Origin of the sequence: Paraburkholderia sp. RL17-347-BIC-D, from assembly GCF_046027915.1 — a bacterium.
GTDB lineage: Bacteria > Pseudomonadota > Gammaproteobacteria > Burkholderiales > Burkholderiaceae > Paraburkholderia.
Genome location: NZ_JARESS010000093.1, coordinates 1 through 16,570, shown reverse-complemented (window position 1 = coordinate 16,570; position 16,570 = coordinate 1). Strand labels below are relative to the sequence as shown.

The window sequence follows — 16,570 nt, the reverse complement described above, 5'->3', positions numbered from 1 at the left end:
GGGTCATCAAAAATTTTTTTTTGGGGGGGGGGCCCGCCCCCCCCCCCCCCCCCCCCCACCCTTCCCTCCATCTCGGCGACCTGGTTACCCACGACCTCCGCGTCAGGCGCGACGGTGCAAATCGAATGGAACCTCGTTGATGGGCGCACGGTATTTCTGCCAACAGGCCTCAAGCGGCAGCACGAGATGCCCCCTTTCTCACCCACCGAGCCCAATGGCCGAGCTCGCTCCAGACCAGACGCACCGTTTCCTGCGGCAGCCCCTGCTCGAAGACGGCACGAAGAATGACGTCGACGTGCCGCTGTGCGAGGTTCTCCGCCCGGCCCAGCTTGAATCCGCGTTTATACAGAATATCCACCAAACGCGGCAGAACGTTGTGATGCACCTTATAGCTGTAGCTATCATGGTCGCCGTCAAAAAACAGCCCAATCAGCAGGCGCAGTTGTCGTTTCAGATCACTACCCATTGGCCCTCCCGGCGCTGCAAAGAAACCACGGGCGCTAACCAGCGCCCGCGATCTCGGTTAGCAATTCAGTCCACTTCACACTTTCGGAGCCTGCAGGGGTACGGGGCTCCCCGGCGTGGCCTAACGCCCCTTCCCGCCCACCGCCTTCACGCAGCGCGGAATTGACCCGAAATAGCCCTGCAGCGAGCGCCAATGTTCCAGCCGGGCGCACTGACGCACGTGCTCAAGCATGTCATACAGCGCACGGCACTCCTCAACGTCATCTGCAGTTACCTTGTCGAGACGCGCGCGGATCAGGTCCCAACCCGAGTAGCTCGTCGACCGCTGAGGCAGCGAGGGGGCAATCGGCACTTCGACTGCATCATCCATCTTCTTTTCCATTCCGTTCTCCTGGTTTGTCTTCCCGCCTCGAATCGAAGGCGGTCAGGTCGCCCCAATCGGCGACCCACGGTGGCAAAGCCAACCGCACCCATCAATTAGGAATGCGATTTAATGTGTAGCGATCTCCTGCACGCGGCCATAAGGGGCGCTGCAGGTTCCGCGCTTCGCCACTTCGAGGCGCGGGCAGGGCTAGCTACGAAACCCGTTGTAATGCAAATGGTGAATAAACCAGACACCAGCCAAGACTGGTATCAGGTGTCACTGCCTGACGAGTTCATGCGCTCGGCGTACAGTGGACACGCGAGCCTAGGCCGAAGCCAGTGCGCAGAGCTGAGACCCGGAGCTTGAGATTGATTGCCGCTGCTTCGCAGCCGACGGCACACGAAGCAGGGGGAGACTTTCTGGGAGAGTCGCGAATGAAACCCGAACAGAATTGACGACTTGAACGTCAAAATCTGCAGGCGGATCCCTACCGCATTTGGAACAGCATGCCGCACGCAGGGCGGCGTGATTCGAAAGCTATCACAGCTCCTGATCGGAGCGCAAGCGCTTTCGCTGCGACAGCGTAGGTCGTTGCCTTCTGAACCTGCTCCTTGTCACCAACGATCGCCGAGGCAACCCCTAGGACCTTGGTATGGATACTCTTGCGGCTCTATGACCCGCGTCTTTGCGGTCGAGCCATCAAGCAACGTGTCGTATGGCGGGACGCTTTGCAACCAGTGCAGGAGCGTCAGCGAATGCGCACACAGCCGAGCCCACGGGTTCACCAGAATTGCCGTCTATGCATCGACCGTTGCGTGTGTCGCGGATATTCGCATCGTTTCCGCACTTCATAGCGGGACGCCTTACTTCAATATATCCGACAGCAGCTCACCAGGAGCGTTCAAAGCCCTTCTGCCTGTGTCACACAGATGTCCCATACGTCAGCGTGAAAGTCCCCCCATTGCAGCAGCAAGCTCTAGCTCTCCTCTTACCTGATCGACTCCGATCCGCCCTGCTGCACTGAATTACTTACGGTCCGAAAGTGGCCCGCTCTGGGGTGGTGGCGCGCTTATGAGACGTATTGGTGCCATGTGCCCTAACTTGCATCTCAGGAATTCCGTGTGATTCTGGACTTGCCCTCACACAGCATCAACGTGCGAGGCCAGCGGTCGGACGGCTTCCGTCTCCCAAACCGGACTACTCCGGTAAACCAACTTATTCAAGGATCCCCATGGGCAATCCGCAAAAGAATCTCTGGCAGGTATTCGTTGAGGAATGCAGACAGTGCTTTATTGAATACTTCTCGCCATTCACCCTCCTCACGCGGTGGTTACGACGCCGCACGCGCAAGTGACATGTCAACGGCACAAGCAAGGAGATACCAGTTGGATACCACACGCTTTACCGCGGCCAACGGCCGCGAGGTCATCAAGGTTGTGACCGACTCGGGCGTCACCGGGTATATCGACGCAAGCATCCCGCCCGAAGCGATTGAAGCCTGGTACCGGCGACTGAGTGCCGACCTCAGGCGCCCTATCGCGCACTCGCGACGCATGCTGCGGCAGAACCGGCGTCGCACAACCAGGCCGACGCGCAAATGTACGCGCCGTCGGCATTCGGCACCTCGTCAGTGGCTACCCAGACGAGGTCGCCCACTCATTGTGCTTCGCTAGTCCGCATCAACTTGCTTTCCCTCTGGTCCATGGGAACCTGGATCTGTTGCCGCACGACGAGCCGTCGCGACGGGACCGACAGATCCAGTTCATTACCTACACGGAGCTTCACATGCAAAACCATCAGCAGCAACCGTCACTGTTTTCCTTCATCCACCCGGACCACGCGTGCCTCCCCCGTCCAGTCCGGGCGTTCTGCAACACCCTTGCGACACTGATGTTCTTCGCACCGGTTTTCATGTCCTGTACTTCGTGTCTTGGAATCCTGCTTGGCCTAGGTGGACTTCAGGATGCCTGTCCGGCGCTGGCACACGGGTTTGCCCTTGGGGTCATCGACATGATCAAGGGCTGCTCAATCGGATTCACGGCCCTTCTCCTCACCGCCGTTTTCTTCGAACGCGCGCAGTTCGCGCAGTTCATCCGCGACGACCTGTACAGCATGATCGAGGACGAGATCATGCCCATGTATCGCTAGGCGTTCCGGGTTTTCTTCCACGCCCAAATTCAGTCTCGTCCCTGTAACCCACCTGCTTGTACGGAGAGTCATCCATGAAGGATGCCATCGTATTCACGGCCCGTCTGTTCCCTTCGATTCTGACTGGCACCCTCATGGGTGCCGGCCTTGGATCGGTTCTTCACCTCCATGACGGGCACCTGCTGCTTGCGATGCTGGCCTGCACGGGCCTGACGCTCGCGCTTCACCACTTTGTCCGCGCCGCCCGCTGGCTGATGGTGTCCGGGACCTTCGCCATACTTATGCTTGCGATTGGTCAGTATTCCGGGCTGAGCGCCGGCCTGCTCGGAGTCGGACTCGTACTGTGGATGGCATTGCGTGCCGTGCGAGGGTACAGCAAGACCGGCCAACCCACCCAGCGGCCCGCACAACAGCCGGTCCCACGCTCCAGGGCACAGGATGCACCAGGTCAGCCGGCGCCCCAGCGGGCGTACGCCCTGGACGACCGCATACTGCGCGCCCGGTTCGCCTTTGACGCCATCACCGGCATGGCTGACACAAAGAACCGGCTACTCAACGCGGCGCGCGACATCCTGGCCAACCCCGCTCAGGCAAGAAACGGCATCCTGCTGTCCGGCGAGCCCGGCAATGGAAAAACCATGTTTGCCGAAGCACTCGCCGGAGAGTTGCGGATCCCCTTCTTCTCAATTGCCTATCAGGACATCGCCTCCAAGTGGGTCAATGAAACACCTGAGCGCCTGAAGGCGACTTTTGCGCAGGCCACCCGGCTCGGTCAGGCTGTTTTCCTGGTTGATGAGGTGGACGGATTCATCAAGGCGAGGCACGACTCCCACCACATGGATCGCGATCTGACGAACACGATGCTCACCGAGATCGTCCGCCTGCGCGGCACCCGAATTATCCTGGTCGCCGCCACCAACGATCTCGACTGGCTCGATAGGGCCGCGGTGCGCGAGGGTCGCTTCGACTTCAAGATCGAGGTGCCACCGCCAGACACGACAGCACGTGAAGCGCTGCTTTTCCGTACCGTCTTCCATGCGCTCGGACCGAAGGCGCTCAGCATGCCTGTGCTCAGGAGTCTCGCGGCCCGCTGGGAAGGGTTCAGCGCTTCGCGTCTGATGGCCGTGGGACCTCAACTTGCCGACATGCGGCGCGAAGGCCTTTTCGGGACCGAACCCGTTTCGTTCGATATTGCCATGCAGGCCATGCGTCGCATCCAGGGGTCGAAGGGGCACCTGCCGGAGAGGGTCAAGACGGTAGACGAAATCATCATGCCCGAGGGCTCGAGTGAAGAACTTAAACGGCTTGCGCTGCGCCTGCGCCATGTTCACCGCATGGAACAGCTCGGCGGCGCGCTTCCCCGCGGCGTACTGTTCTATGGCCCACCGGGCACCGGCAAGACGCAGGCCGCAATGGCCATCGCAAAGTCCAGCGGATGGGCGGTTCTCAAGACAACCGGCGCCGAGCTTCTCGCCAGCCATTCCGCGTGGAGCCAGCTATACCGGCAGGCGAAGGACCTGCGGCCTTGCATCGTATTCGTCGACGAGGCGGATGATGTCTTCCGGAATAGACGGATGTCGGCGGCTGTATCCGTCACGAACCGCATTCTTGCCTCGATCGACGGTGCCGATGGCCGCGTGCCTGACGTACTTGTGATTGCGGCTACCAATCATCCGGAGGCACTGGATCCGGCGGTGCTGCGTGGCGGCCGCCTCGAGCAGAAGATCCGCTTTGACGTGCCGTCACGCGAGTCGCTCGCGGCTTATATCCGATCCCGGCTGAAGCTCAAGGCGGGAGGCACCTTTGCAATTTCGCGGCACACCGTGGAATGCGTAATCACCGCGCTTGAGGGGTGCTCGATCGCCGACACGGACGCCGCATTGCAGCGGCTCATCGACGAGGCCGCGGCACGCCATATCGAATCGGGAGCCTCCACTATTACGACCGCCGATGTGCGCGCAGCGCTTTCAACACTGGATATTTCCGTCGGTTGAGCCGTCGGAGGCACATTCGCGATGGGACCGTGAGCTTTTACAGCCTAGCCTCAGCTCATATGGCGGATATGCAGCTGCAGAGCGCCGACACTGGACAGTCTCATACTCAGTCCCGGGTTACGTTCGCTTACTCGAAACACTTGCAGCAGGTCAGTCGTGGATTTCAAAAAATGCTGCAGAGGATGCTGCGCGACACCTGGCCCAACCAGGCTCTCCCCAACAGCATTATTCCTCGCGCAATAGACTCCTCCAGGACAAGTCAAACCGATCGAACAGGCGCGCGACCTACTTAGCACGTGATTCAGCAGAGATGAAGTAGGCTAGGTAACGGCAATGCGGTTGACCAGGTTTGCTACCCGATGAAGACGGGTAAGATGCCGTAGCCTGAGATGATCGCACACCGACAAATCGGCTCTGGCGTTCGGACACCAGAGCGCGTACGCGTATGTGTCGATGCGCTCGCGTACCGATCAGAAGGATTGACGGGTAAGCGTCTCCATGCCCGTAGCCATTCGTATCGGCATTGCGTTTTGGCTGTGATAAGTTGGGGGCTTACAGGCTAGCCAGGCCAAAAGCCCGTCGGCCGAGCCCTCCGCTCCTTCAATTGCGATGACGGGTAACGACTGCCTGACCCTGCAGCCGCAGTGCCTGCGATCGAACGTGACGGCCAACAGTGGGAAGTGCGCCTCGCCACGGTCCCACAAACATGGCAGGGTGAGTTGCGAGAACTGATGCGGGATCGACAAATGACGCAACGCAAACGAACGGCGCTGCCGCCGGTAGAGACATCGGAGCAACTCAGGGCGCGCCTGCGAGCCTTTGCACTCGCAACGCGTGAAGACGCGATGAAGCCGCGCAAGGCCCCCTTTCCCGAGCACGTCACAGTTCTGGCCGGGCCGCTGAGGCGCGTGCACGCCCGACCCAGCGTGTCTGGCGATGATCAAGCCGGAGAACCCGACACTGGTTGAACGTCGATTACCCCGTCGTCAGGCCCTGCTCGGCTGAGCGATCGCCCGTAACGACAAAGGCCATAGCGAGCAATCGCCCTCTTGCAAAAGACTGACATCAGGGCCACGGGCTAATGTCGCCCGCGCCGCCGACCGATGTCTCAGTTACGGATCGGCAACTTCTGCGGGCGGATTCAACCGGTGGATGCAACACACTTAAGACTGCGCAAGCAGTGGGAGTGTTGCAGATGAAACAGCGACGCCGGATTTATTACAGCGAGAAGCAGAAAGCGCTGATGTGGGAACGTTGGCGGAAGGGAGAATCACTCCAGAGGACCGCCCAGCTTTTTGACCGGAACCACTCGTCGGTACAAGGGATTCTGGCTGAGACCGGCGGAATCCAGCCACCGCAAAGGCATCGATCGAGATTGGCGTAGACGCTGGCTGAGCGCGAGGAGATATCACGGGGGCTCGGGCTGTTGCTCGGCGTCTTCGAAGCTGGCTTCTTCCCCGGGATCATTCTGTATCTGATGTACTGGTATCCGAGCCAGCGCCGCGGGCGTGTCACGGGTCTGTTCCTCTTCGGCATGCCGGTTACGGGCGTACTGGGCGGCCCGCTGTCGGGCGCCATCATGAGCAGCATGGAAGGATTGGGCGGCATGCACGGCTGGCAATGGCTGTTCCTCGTCGAGGGGCTGCCGACTGTTCTGCTGGGATTCGTGCTGTATCGCTTACTTCCGGACGGTCCGGCCCGTGCGTCCTGGCTGAACAGCGCTGAGAAGACGCTGGTGCAGAAAGTGCTGGACGCCGACCACCGTGGTGAGACGAAGGCCGGACATCATGGACGCCTCGCCGCGGCGCTGGCGGACCCGAAGACGTACGTGCTTGCGTTCATCTACTTCTGCTGCGCCTGCGCCGTGTACACGCTGACTTTCTGGCTGCCGACCATGATCAAAGGTCTTGGCATCGCTCCGATCGCGACGATTGGCTGGTACACGGCAGTGCCCTATATCTTCGGCGCGCTGGGCGTGCTCGTCATCAGCCGCAGTTCGGACCGCTTCAAGGAGCGTCGCTGGCATGTGGGCGGAACGTTGGCACTCGGTGCAATTGCACTGGCGTCGACTTCGTATCTCGGCACTGCTGTTGTTCCCGTCATGGTCATGCTCTGCGCTGCATCGTTTTTTATCTTTGGCGGTGGCTCGCTGTTCTGGTCGATTCCGCCGACGTATCTGGACCGTAATGCTGCCGCAGCGGGCATCGCGGTGATCAGTTCACTGGCATCCTCGGCGGGTTTGTCAGCCCAACGCTGATCGGCATGATCAAGGGCGCGACAGGCAGCATTCAAATGGGGCTTCTGGCGTTGACGGCACTCGTCATCTGCGGCGGACTCACGATTCTTCTCGGCCTGCCCAAAAGCGCGCTTCGAGTCGGCCCAGGCGAAAGCGCCAGCGCGCACTAACGAACATTCAGTACATTTCTTTCTGGAGAGCATCAACATGAGCAAGCCCAAAGTCATCGTGACCGTTGCCCCGACGGGCGGCATGGCCAGCAAGAAAATGAATCCGGCCCTGCCGACGCAACCGCAGGAGATTGCAGACGACACGTATCGCTGCTACAACGCAGGCGCCAGTGTGGTTGCCGTGCATGCACGACGTCCCGACGACGAGGCCACCTGCGATCCGGCGATCTACAGCCAGATCAACCGCCTGATCCGAGACAAGTGCGACATCATTCTCAACAACTCAACGGGCGGCGGCATCAATGGCGACATGGTTCGCGAACTCGACAACGGCCTGTGGGAAATCCAGTGGGAAGAGCGTCTGAGGGGCATGCAGGGTGATGGCGTCGAGATGTGCACGCTCGACGCGCAGACGGTGATCGCGAGTTTCGGCGGCAAGGAAATCCTGGTGGCAACGCCGCCTTCGCGAATCCGGCAGATCGCGGAGATGATGAAAGCGCGCGGCATCAAGCCCGAATGGGAAGTGTTCGGCCTTGCCGACATCGTTCAGGACGTTCAGCGCGCAATCAATGAGGGCCTCGACGACGCGCCGCACTTTATCAATATCGTCATCGGCGCCAATGCGTTCCAGGGCGCGCTGCCCTACACGCCGCGGCTGTTGCAGACGATGGTCGACCACCTGCCCCGCAACACCGTTTTCAACGTAAGCGCCATCGGCGCAGCGCAGTTGCCTGCCGCGATGAACTCGCTGTTGCTTGGCGGGCACGTGCGCGTCGGACTCGAAGACAACCTGTACTACAGGCATGGAGAACTCGCGACCAACGTCCAGTTGGTCGAGCGGCTGGTTCGCCTCGTGCGCGAAATGGGTTACGAGCCGGCGACGCCGTCCGAGGCGCGCGAAATCATCGGTCTGCAGCCGCTGCGCGAGACGATCCAAGCTGTCGGCATGGAGGCTTAGGCAATGACGAAGCGACCCACCACCATCGCGATTGTCGGCACGGGTGTGATCGGCGCCGGCTGGGCGACGCACTTCCTAGCTCATGGCTTCGCCGTCACGGCAACGGACCCCGGCGAAGGAGCCGAATCGCGCCTGCGCAACTGGGTCGACGATAACTGGCCGGCGGTCGAGCGACTGGGACTGGCGGAGGGCGCCTCTCGCGACAATCTGACGTTCACGACGGACCTGGGCGCGGCGGTGAGCGATGCCGGTTTCATTCAGGAAAGCAGCCCCGAACGTCTGGACGTCAAGCAGGCATTGATCGCGAAGATCGAATCGGCGGCGAAGGCGGAGACCATCATCGCTTCGTCGTCTTCGGGTCTTTCGATCAGCGAGATTCAGGCTGGCGCGGAACACCCGGAACGGATCGTGTTGGGACATCCATTCAACCCGTCCCACATCATTCCGTTGGTGGAGGTCTGCGGGGGTAGCCTCACATCGCCTGACAACATCGCGAAGACGATGGCGTTCTATGCGTCGACGGGCAAGAAGGTCATCAGGATCAACAAGGAGATCAAAGGTCATATCGCCAACCGGCTTCAGGCCGGGATATGGCAGGAGGCGATTAGTCTAGTGGAGCGCGGGATCGCTTCCGTGGAAGACATCGAAGCGGCGATTTCCCATGGTCCTGGCCTTCGCTGGGCGCTGCTCGGTCCGTTTCTCAATCTCCACGCTTCTGGTGGCGCTGGTGGGATTACGCATGTGCTGCAGCATCTGGGTGCGGCACAGCGCGAGTGGGCCAGAGACCTGGGTAAGTATCCCAAGACGGACGATTACGTCGAGTTAATTGCCGCAGGCGTTAGTGCGAAACTGGAGTCGTATGATTTTCCGGAAATGCTTCGACAGCGCGATGAACTGCTGATTCAGTTGGTGGAGGCCAAGCGAAATCGTGCTGAGCTTCCTTAAGGGCAATCTTGTTCTCCGCTTCGGTAGCCGGTGACAGGATTTCGCGCGAGCGCTTTCGCATCCGGCAACATCCCGGTATCTCTCGCCACAACCCTACCGCTTGTCGGCAACGACGTTTCCCCTGCGTTCCTGGAAAGCCGGCAAACAACAGCCATAGTAGAGCGATAAAAGGCGGACCGCGACACAGAGAAAAGTCGCAAACCAGAGCGTCCACCGCTTGTCCATCCCATATGGGAAAAGCCCGCGAAGCTTTGTTGTCTCCGAACGATCGTAATTGCGCGTTCGGTCGCGGCTTGAGTTGTCGTTCGCAATTGATGGCAAGCGAACGTCAAGAATGCAGCTCGCAGCCGCCTCTCGATGGCGGATCACCGAACGTCGGGTATGTCCGAAGTCCGTTCCTACACCGGGACGGCATGCAGGGACGTTCTCGTGAGTACCCTTATCGCGGCGGCGTCGGGCGCCCGCCATGCATGCCTCAGTCAGCGTGCCACCACGCGTATCAGCCCTGCCGCCGGACCCGGCTTCGCCAGCTCATCTGCCTGATCATCGGCGACGCGCCACTTCGGAAACGTCCCTGAGCCGTCGACTTTCCATGGCTTACCCATTTCGTCGACATACATCGCGTTCGAGTTTCGGCCGGCCGCCGACGCGCGCCGCAGTGCGCCCGGCGCGGCGCGTTCGAATGACCGGCTCCCCTGTTCATTGAACACTGTCGCAAGCGGCCGCCGCGCCTGGCCCGACCGGCTGAGCGGCGTGGCAAGCGGTCCCGCGGGCGCGCGCAGCACCGCGTCGGCGGGCTCTCGGCCAGCGAGGATCGCGCCGAGCAGCGCGGACGGACCGCTCGAAGCCGATGCTTCATTGGTCGTATCGCCGGTGCGCTTGGCTGTCGGCGCGCTCGGTGAATCGAGTGCGAGCGGTTCGCTCGCGACGTCGATCTGCACGACAAGGATGACATGCCAGTCGTCCGGCGTGTTGTTGTAGCGTGGCGCGAGCGAGACGAGACGCAGCCGCGCGATGTCGAAACCCGCGTCGCGCAGCAGGAGGTATTTGGCGACGGCGAAATCCTTGCACACGCCGCTTTCGGCGAAGAACCGCGCCGGCGCGTAGTAGCTGCCGTCGGTTCCGTCGCGGTAGCGAACCTGGTTGACGAGCGCGTCGGCGAGCAGCACGGCTGACGCATCGCCGGCCTTGACACGCTCTGCCCGCACTTGCGCAACGAGGCTGGTCCAGCCGGCGGGTTCGCGCGTCAGGTGGGTGCGCAGCGCTTCGCGCAGGCGCTGCACGCGGCCGATCGCGTCAGACGATGGTTCGAGCTTCGTGTCGGCAAGCGGCAGCAGGAACATCAGGTCGCCGACTTGCGCGAGCTCCGGGCGGATCTTGTGGTTGGCTTCCCACCACGTCCCGGTGCGCAGGCGCTCGATACCAGCTTTCAGTGTGTGAGGCGTGGCCGAATCGCTGGGACCCGCGTCGCGCGTGCCGGATGCATAGCGTTGCGATGCGGCCGGCAGGTTCGCGGCGCCCACGACGGCGGGCAAAAGCATCGCGGCCGCGAACGAGCACTGGAGAAAGCAGAGGAGCGGTCGAGCGCGCGGCATATGTAAACTCCCGGAAGCCACACCGGGCGCCGATGCGCCTGGTGTTTCGAAGCCTCCCGATGCCGTTTTACGCTATGCGCGCAAGGCAACGCTGGCTTGAAACCAACATTGCATGCGACGTGCCAATCCGTCGTGTCGCTCTACGCCATTGATTAAACAAGAAATTGTCTTTGCGGGCAGCGTGCTGAAAACGCCTCGTGACGCCCGCCGCCCAACAGACACGCGATACCTGTTAGCGTCATCCGCACACTTTGCCCTGAGCGAAGTTGGGTTCCACGCGCGGCCGAAGCAACAGCATCTGCGTTGGGATCGACAGCAACAGATTCGCCTGCTTTCTCGACCAAACGTTCAGCGCCGCGGTCGAACCGCGAATGTCGGGAATGCGAGCCAAAGTCGCATACTGAGCTGTGACTTGGCATGCCCGCAAAGGCCGAAACTTACCTGTAGGTCACGGGCAGGAGTCTGTTTCTGACCAGCCGTCCGGGTGAAGGGGTGAAGGCGATCGTTGGATGCTGAACGGCAACACCTGGCCGGGCCGGGTACGAACCTCGGTCAAATCCGTCCAGAGCAGGCGTCAAGGTCAGGTACCACGATCGAACTCCCGTCATCCCTGGGGGAGATTGCCATGAAGACCGAACAGTCCCGTGAGGCATGGAACAAAGGCAAGCTGGTCGGGCAGAAGCCGCCGCTAAAGCCGAAAGACGTCTGGGCCATCCGGATCTACCTTCAGAACGCTCACGCTGTCCGCGATCTCGCCCTGTTCAACCTTGCAATCGACAGCAAACTGCGTGGTTGTGATCTTGTGAGTCTGCGAGTCCGTGACGTTACGCACGGCAATCAGGTTCTGGCGAGGGCGCAAGTCATTCAGCGAAAGACACAACGCCCTGTCCAATTTGAACTGACCGAGTCGACCCGGAAGGCGGTCGGCGCGTGGCTTGAAAAGCTGCCCTCAGGTCGGAGCAGTACCTCTTTCCGAGCCGACTATTGGCGTCCCCGCACCTTTCAACCCGGCAATATGCCAGGATGATACGTCGATGGGCGGATGCCGCAGGGTTGGATCCGACAGCGTACGGCACTCATTCGATGCGCCGTACAAAGGCAACCTTGATTTACAAGCGCACAAAGAATCTCAGGGCGGTGCAGTTGCTGCTCGGCCATAGCAAGATTGAAAGCACAATCAGGTACCTGGGCATCGAAGTCGACGACGCGCTTGAGATTTCGGAGCAGACTGAAATCTAGTGTAGCTGGGTCTGGCCGCGCGAAGCGATGCTACATCCCGGTTCGTGCGGCCAATCTCCAGCGCGGCGCTCTGGAGGCAAAACCGGCGGACTTGTGCCGGTGTGGTCGTCGCCGCAGGACGATCATCGTAGCGGCCGCTTCGGTGCGGAACCCTGCCGGACAGCCTATGCGTTCGACTCGGCCTTTGCTGACGGTCGCCGATAAAAAAACCTGCGGCAACTCGAGAATCGCTTTGCTGACATTCGTGCCTCCGCACTGTCGAATGTCAGCTTCCGTTTTTTGCGAGTGAGTCATGTCGACCCTGAGCGGTCGATTAAATCGCTACAAAGCGGTCATTCGATCATGTCTCTGGTTAAGACTAACCCGCACATACACATGGCATTTCATGATCCTTGCAGCGTTGCGATCTACACAGTCGGTCTCGATTCGGGCACCGTGCGTGATTCGAATGCATGGGGATATTCGTGACGAAACCAATCTTTCACCTGATCGTGGTTGAGCGCAAAGAATTCGCGCGATCGCGGTATCAGGACAAAACCAAAAGCGAGCAGACAAGTGGCGAGGCCGAAGCATGTATAGACCTTGCCCACCGCCCAATGCGTGAGCGCCGCGCCTGCGATCATCGGTCCAAGAATGCCCGCAATCTGTGTGGTCATCATGCTGGCAGCGAGAATGCGCACGCGGAAATTCTGCGGGATAGCCAATGAGCGGTGAGTCGCGCCAACGAGTCCCATCGATGCATTGGCGAAACCCACACATGTGAAGGCTAATACGAGAACGATGGGTGAATGGGCCCAGCCCGAAGCAGCAAGAGCCAGGCCTTCGCACATAGCGGCCCCCACCCGGACGTTGAATCGGCCGAAACGACTGACTAGTGCATCAGAACCACGAAAGCTTCCGAGTAGTAAACCTATGGATAAGGCCGCTTCGCAAACACCTAGCCAGAGACCCGACAGCCCAAGTGATTGCACTTTGAGCGGGATCAGCATGCCGACTGCGGGGCCTTGGAATATCCAGACGAGGAAGTTTACAAGTGTCCAGCCGCGCTCCAACGGGACGATCCATTTAGCGTGCAGTCCGGCGCGCAGGTCTTTCCACCAACGGGCTAAACTGCGATGGTGTTCGCGATGCTGAGATTGGGACGGAAGCTGCAAAGTCACGTAAGCAGCGACGCCGAGCAGTATGCCGTTCATCCAAAATGTTGCAGCGATACCGCCCAAGGCCAGTGTCGCGCCAGCCAATGCTGGACCAAAGGCACGACCAGCCGCTTGCGTCGATTTACGAAGACGAAGCGCTGCCGCCAAACGACTCGCCGGAAGAAGTTCGGCCGAAATGGTGGAACTGGCCGGATCGATGAAAGCTTTCGCTATAACAGTGACCACGCCTATGCAGATGATGAGCATAAGTCGGTAGTCGGACAGCGAGGCGAGCGTAGCGAGGGTAAAGGCGACGACCATCAGGGTGCATAGACCCCATGCAATCTGCGGTCTCTTTGCGTAGCGATCCCCTAGTGGCGAAAGCAGTGGCATTGCAAAAATCGTGGTGATGGCAATGCTTACGCTGTAGATCGCCAAGTCATGCGCGCCACCCCGGTGAACGATCCACCAAGGGAGCGTGATATAGCCAACCATTTCTGCCAAGATCCTCATCAGATCGCTGAGAAGCAGACTGGCAAGAGGGACGCCGATTGAGTTTATGCGAGCTTTGATTTCCCGAAACACCGTCTTCCCCCTGTTGAGTTCGATGATGCTACCTCAACGTTTTTCTCGCCGTTTAGATGCACGTCTCCAGAGGCCGACGTTTCATTAGTGGACGCCATACATGGCCGATTCGCGACTGGCGCGGGCCACGCCTGCCACCCCGAACTGCCAGTTGGCACGTGAACGCTGATCCACTTCGCAGACCAGCTAAAAGCGCTGCTCGGGTTGGGCTTTAACGCGTTTGCCTGTGCTGGAAACGCGAACAGCTCAACCTTTTCCGCACCTCGCCGATATACCGCTCGAACAGCGTCGAGTTGGACAGACGCGACACTTGCTGGAGCGGCGAGCGGCGCCCGGCACGCATCGAAGACGACCCTTCACGATCGAAGAATCTTCCAGCCCATAGCGCGCATGCCGGCACGACAGGGAAGGCAACCACAGGAACCATCAGTCGGTCCCCATGTGAAGCCCATCAGGTTGTCAACGCCGCGAGCATGGGCCAAATCGCAATCCCCCGATTCAGGTGCCTCAGGAGGGCACGCTTCACTATCATGAAACGAATCTATGCCACGTTCCTCACCGCCCTTCTGATCGCCACGCTTGCGCCAGAGTGCCATGGACAGTACACCACCGACTGGGTGGCGAACACATATGGGACCAACGCTACCCGCGTGGGTAGCGTCGCGCGCTCCATGTGGATAGCGCCCGAGGGCGTAATCTACACGGCTTCCATGTGGGACGAAAACGAAGGTGGCGTCGCGATATACCAGAACGGCCAAAGCCTGGGATCCATAGGAGGTCACGGCGAGTTTCAGGGCAGCGCCATTACGGGTAACGCAACTTCGATCTTCGCCGCTCTGCAATTTAATGCCAGTTACGGCAGCGGCACGGTCGGGCGGTACAACCGAACCACTCAAACTCGCGACTTTCTCATCTCGGTCAGCGCGACAACGACTGAGCAGCGGGCTGATGTAATCACGGGACTCGCGACGTCGGGCTCGCTCCTTTATGCGAGCGACTCGCCTGGAAATCGCATCCGCGTCTACACCACCGACGGCGTCTGGCGGCAGGATATCGCCGTCTCAAGCCCTGGCGCGCTCGCGGTGGACAGCGCAGGAAACATCTGGGTTGCGCAGAAGAGCGCGGGCGCGATCCTCGAATTCAATCCGGCCGGCGTGCTCGTGAACACCATCCAGATGTCCGTCGCCTCTCGACCGTCCTCGCTGTATCTCGATTCGTCGACCGGGTTTCTCATGATCGGCGACGCGGGCCCCGACATGAATATCAAGATCTATAACACTTTGGTCATTCCATTTCTGATCAGTACATTTGGCATTCAGGGGGGGTATCTCGATACCACAACGGGAATCAAAGGCCAGGTTGGCGACAGGCGTTTTACCCGCGTCACAGGCATCGGCAAAGACGCCGCCGGCAACCTGTACGTGCTCAACAACCCGTGGGGCGGAAGCTGGGACCTCGGCCGCGACGGCGGCACCGACATTCACTCCTACGACAGTTCTGGCCACCTGCAATGGAAGCTTCAGTCTTTGAACTTCGAGGGGGTCGCCGCTCCGGACCCGGCTACCGACGGCGCGTACTTCTATGGAGGGACCAACATCTACACCGGCACCGCTGGGGGAACCTTCGTAGCGAACACGGTCGATCCAATCGACTACCCATCCGATCCACGCATCAACATCAACGATCGCACACGGGGTGAGCACTTCGGCCAACTTGCCACCATCGGCGCCAACCGGATCCTCGTGGACTCCAGCCAGAATCCCGATACCTTCTACTTCTTCCACTTCAATGCTGCGAATGGCTACATCGCAATACCGGACGCGACGCTTCCGGGTACGGCGTTCAATACGACCGCACCGGTCAGGGACGGATTCTGCCTCGACAGCAAGGGGGACGTCTGGGCCGGTTTGGACAAGACGAATGCCATCTGGCACTTTCCGCTGACCGGCTTCGATGCCAATGGTAAGCCGAGTTGGGGTGCAGGGACTGCAACGCCCATTCCGGGCACGATCACGCCATTGACGCGGATCATCTACCTGCCGGAAAGCGACACGATGATCCTGGCACAGGGAGTTGCCGGGGGCGCGGACTGGACGTCGATCGGAACGCGGATCGAGGTGTATCACGGCTGGCTCGCAGGCAACACGACCGTTCCCAATCCGGTAATCAACCTCACCAGCGCCAATCCCAAGTCGATCACGGCGGCCGGCAACTATCTCTTCGTCGGATACGTACACACTGTGCCCAACATCGATGCCTTCAATCTCACCACAGGCAGCCTGGACACCACGTTGATCAACAGCAACCCCAACACCGTGTACGTCGGCAATGACGTGGATTCGATGTACGGCCTTCGATCGTACCGTCGGTCGACCGGGGAGTACGTGATCACGAAGGACAACTACAACGGGGCCAGCGTCATCATCTATCGCTGGACACACTGAACGACAGTGCTCGTCGCGGCTACGCCCCGGCGAGCACCTCACGTCATGTCGACTTATTGACCTTGTTTCTTTCCACACGCAGCGCTCGGCCGGAAAATCCGGTGCGGCCTTCCGTACCGCTAGCCGCTTGCCAACGGTTGACTGTTGGCAATCCAGGTCGTACTCTCCAGCGTCCGGTTCTGGCCGACAGTACGCGTTCGGCGTGGTCGATCGTCAGCCTCCCTTCGGCAGAATTCGCCTAGGCGAATGGCAGCTTCGTGGAGCCGCATGTCGCCGGGTGCAATCGGCCAT

At 60.3% G+C, this 16,570-nt stretch carries 9 protein-coding genes and 2 pseudogenes; 7 read left to right on the top strand and 4 right to left on the bottom strand.

Translation table 11 applies throughout. The features are described 5' to 3' along the window. Positions 1–169 precede the first annotated feature (169 nt). Together P0D96_RS45595 and P0D96_RS45590 are read right to left on the bottom strand one after the other, a co-directional pair. Positions 170–466 (bottom strand): hypothetical protein, encoded by a 297-nt coding sequence (locus P0D96_RS45595; RefSeq protein WP_408320704.1) that lies wholly within the window; start codon positions 464–466, stop codon positions 170–172. 120 nt (positions 467–586) lie between these two features. Beyond that, complete coding sequence (locus tag P0D96_RS45590; protein ID WP_408320702.1) at positions 587–847, bottom strand: hypothetical protein; 261 nt, start codon at positions 845–847, stop codon at positions 587–589. A gap of 1,767 nt (positions 848–2,614) precedes the next feature. Here P0D96_RS45590 and P0D96_RS45585 point away from each other — a divergent pair. The 5 genes and pseudogenes from P0D96_RS45585 (at position 2,615) to P0D96_RS45560 (ending at position 9,280) form a co-directional block, all read left to right on the top strand. Further along, positions 2,615–2,977, top strand: coding sequence for a hypothetical protein (locus P0D96_RS45585; RefSeq protein ID WP_408320701.1), 363 nt, complete (start codon positions 2,615–2,617; stop codon positions 2,975–2,977). A gap of 74 nt (positions 2,978–3,051) precedes the next feature. Continuing rightward, positions 3,052–4,971, top strand: coding sequence for an AAA family ATPase (locus P0D96_RS45580; RefSeq protein ID WP_408320699.1), 1,920 nt, complete (start codon positions 3,052–3,054; stop codon positions 4,969–4,971). A 1,195-nt stretch (positions 4,972–6,166) separates the two neighbouring features. Further along, positions 6,167–7,228, top strand: a pseudogene (locus tag P0D96_RS45570) (MFS transporter). 186 nt (positions 7,229–7,414) lie between these two features. Next, entirely contained in the window at positions 7,415–8,335 is a 921-nt protein-coding gene (locus P0D96_RS45565) for a beta-keto acid cleavage family enzyme (protein ID WP_408293357.1), read from the top strand. Between the two features lie 3 nt (positions 8,336–8,338). After that, complete coding sequence (locus P0D96_RS45560) at positions 8,339–9,280, top strand: 3-hydroxyacyl-CoA dehydrogenase NAD-binding domain-containing protein (protein ID WP_408320695.1); 942 nt, start codon at positions 8,339–8,341, stop codon at positions 9,278–9,280. A 479-nt stretch (positions 9,281–9,759) separates the two neighbouring features. On the opposite strand, the gene P0D96_RS45555 is transcribed toward P0D96_RS45560, so the two are convergent. Further along, positions 9,760–10,875: a transglutaminase domain-containing protein gene (locus tag P0D96_RS45555; RefSeq protein ID WP_408320693.1), complete on the bottom strand. Its 1,116-nt coding sequence runs from the start codon at positions 10,873–10,875 to the stop codon at positions 9,760–9,762. Positions 10,876–11,500: 625 nt separating this feature from the next. Here P0D96_RS45555 and P0D96_RS45550 point away from each other — a divergent pair. Next, a pseudogene (locus P0D96_RS45550) lies at positions 11,501–12,114 on the top strand (tyrosine-type recombinase/integrase). A gap of 407 nt (positions 12,115–12,521) precedes the next feature. On the opposite strand, the gene P0D96_RS45545 reads toward P0D96_RS45550, so the two are convergent. Then, positions 12,522–13,835 (bottom strand): MFS transporter, encoded by a 1,314-nt coding sequence (locus tag P0D96_RS45545; protein WP_408320691.1) that lies wholly within the window; start codon positions 13,833–13,835, stop codon positions 12,522–12,524. Between the two features lie 530 nt (positions 13,836–14,365). On the opposite strand from P0D96_RS45545, the gene P0D96_RS45540 reads away from it, so the two are divergent. Beyond that, a complete protein-coding gene (locus tag P0D96_RS45540) occupies positions 14,366–16,279 on the top strand; it encodes an SMP-30/gluconolactonase/LRE family protein (protein WP_408320689.1) in 1,914 nt (637 codons plus the stop codon). Positions 16,280–16,570: the final 291 nt, after the last annotated feature.

Coding starts and splice junctions, on each gene's coding strand:
- P0D96_RS45595 (WP_408320704.1), bottom strand. CDS start 466: ATGGGTAGTGATCTGAAACGACAACTGCGCCTGCTGATTGGGCTGTTT.
- P0D96_RS45590 (WP_408320702.1), bottom strand. CDS start 847: ATGGAAAAGAAGATGGATGATGCAGTCGAAGTGCCGATTGCCCCCTCG.
- P0D96_RS45585 (WP_408320701.1), top strand. CDS start 2,615: ATGCAAAACCATCAGCAGCAACCGTCACTGTTTTCCTTCATCCACCCG.
- P0D96_RS45580 (WP_408320699.1), top strand. CDS start 3,052: ATGAAGGATGCCATCGTATTCACGGCCCGTCTGTTCCCTTCGATTCTG.
- P0D96_RS45565 (WP_408293357.1), top strand. CDS start 7,415: ATGAGCAAGCCCAAAGTCATCGTGACCGTTGCCCCGACGGGCGGCATG.
- P0D96_RS45560 (WP_408320695.1), top strand. CDS start 8,339: ATGACGAAGCGACCCACCACCATCGCGATTGTCGGCACGGGTGTGATC.
- P0D96_RS45555 (WP_408320693.1), bottom strand. CDS start 10,875: ATGCCGCGCGCTCGACCGCTCCTCTGCTTTCTCCAGTGCTCGTTCGCG.
- P0D96_RS45540 (WP_408320689.1), top strand. CDS start 14,366: ATGAAACGAATCTATGCCACGTTCCTCACCGCCCTTCTGATCGCCACG.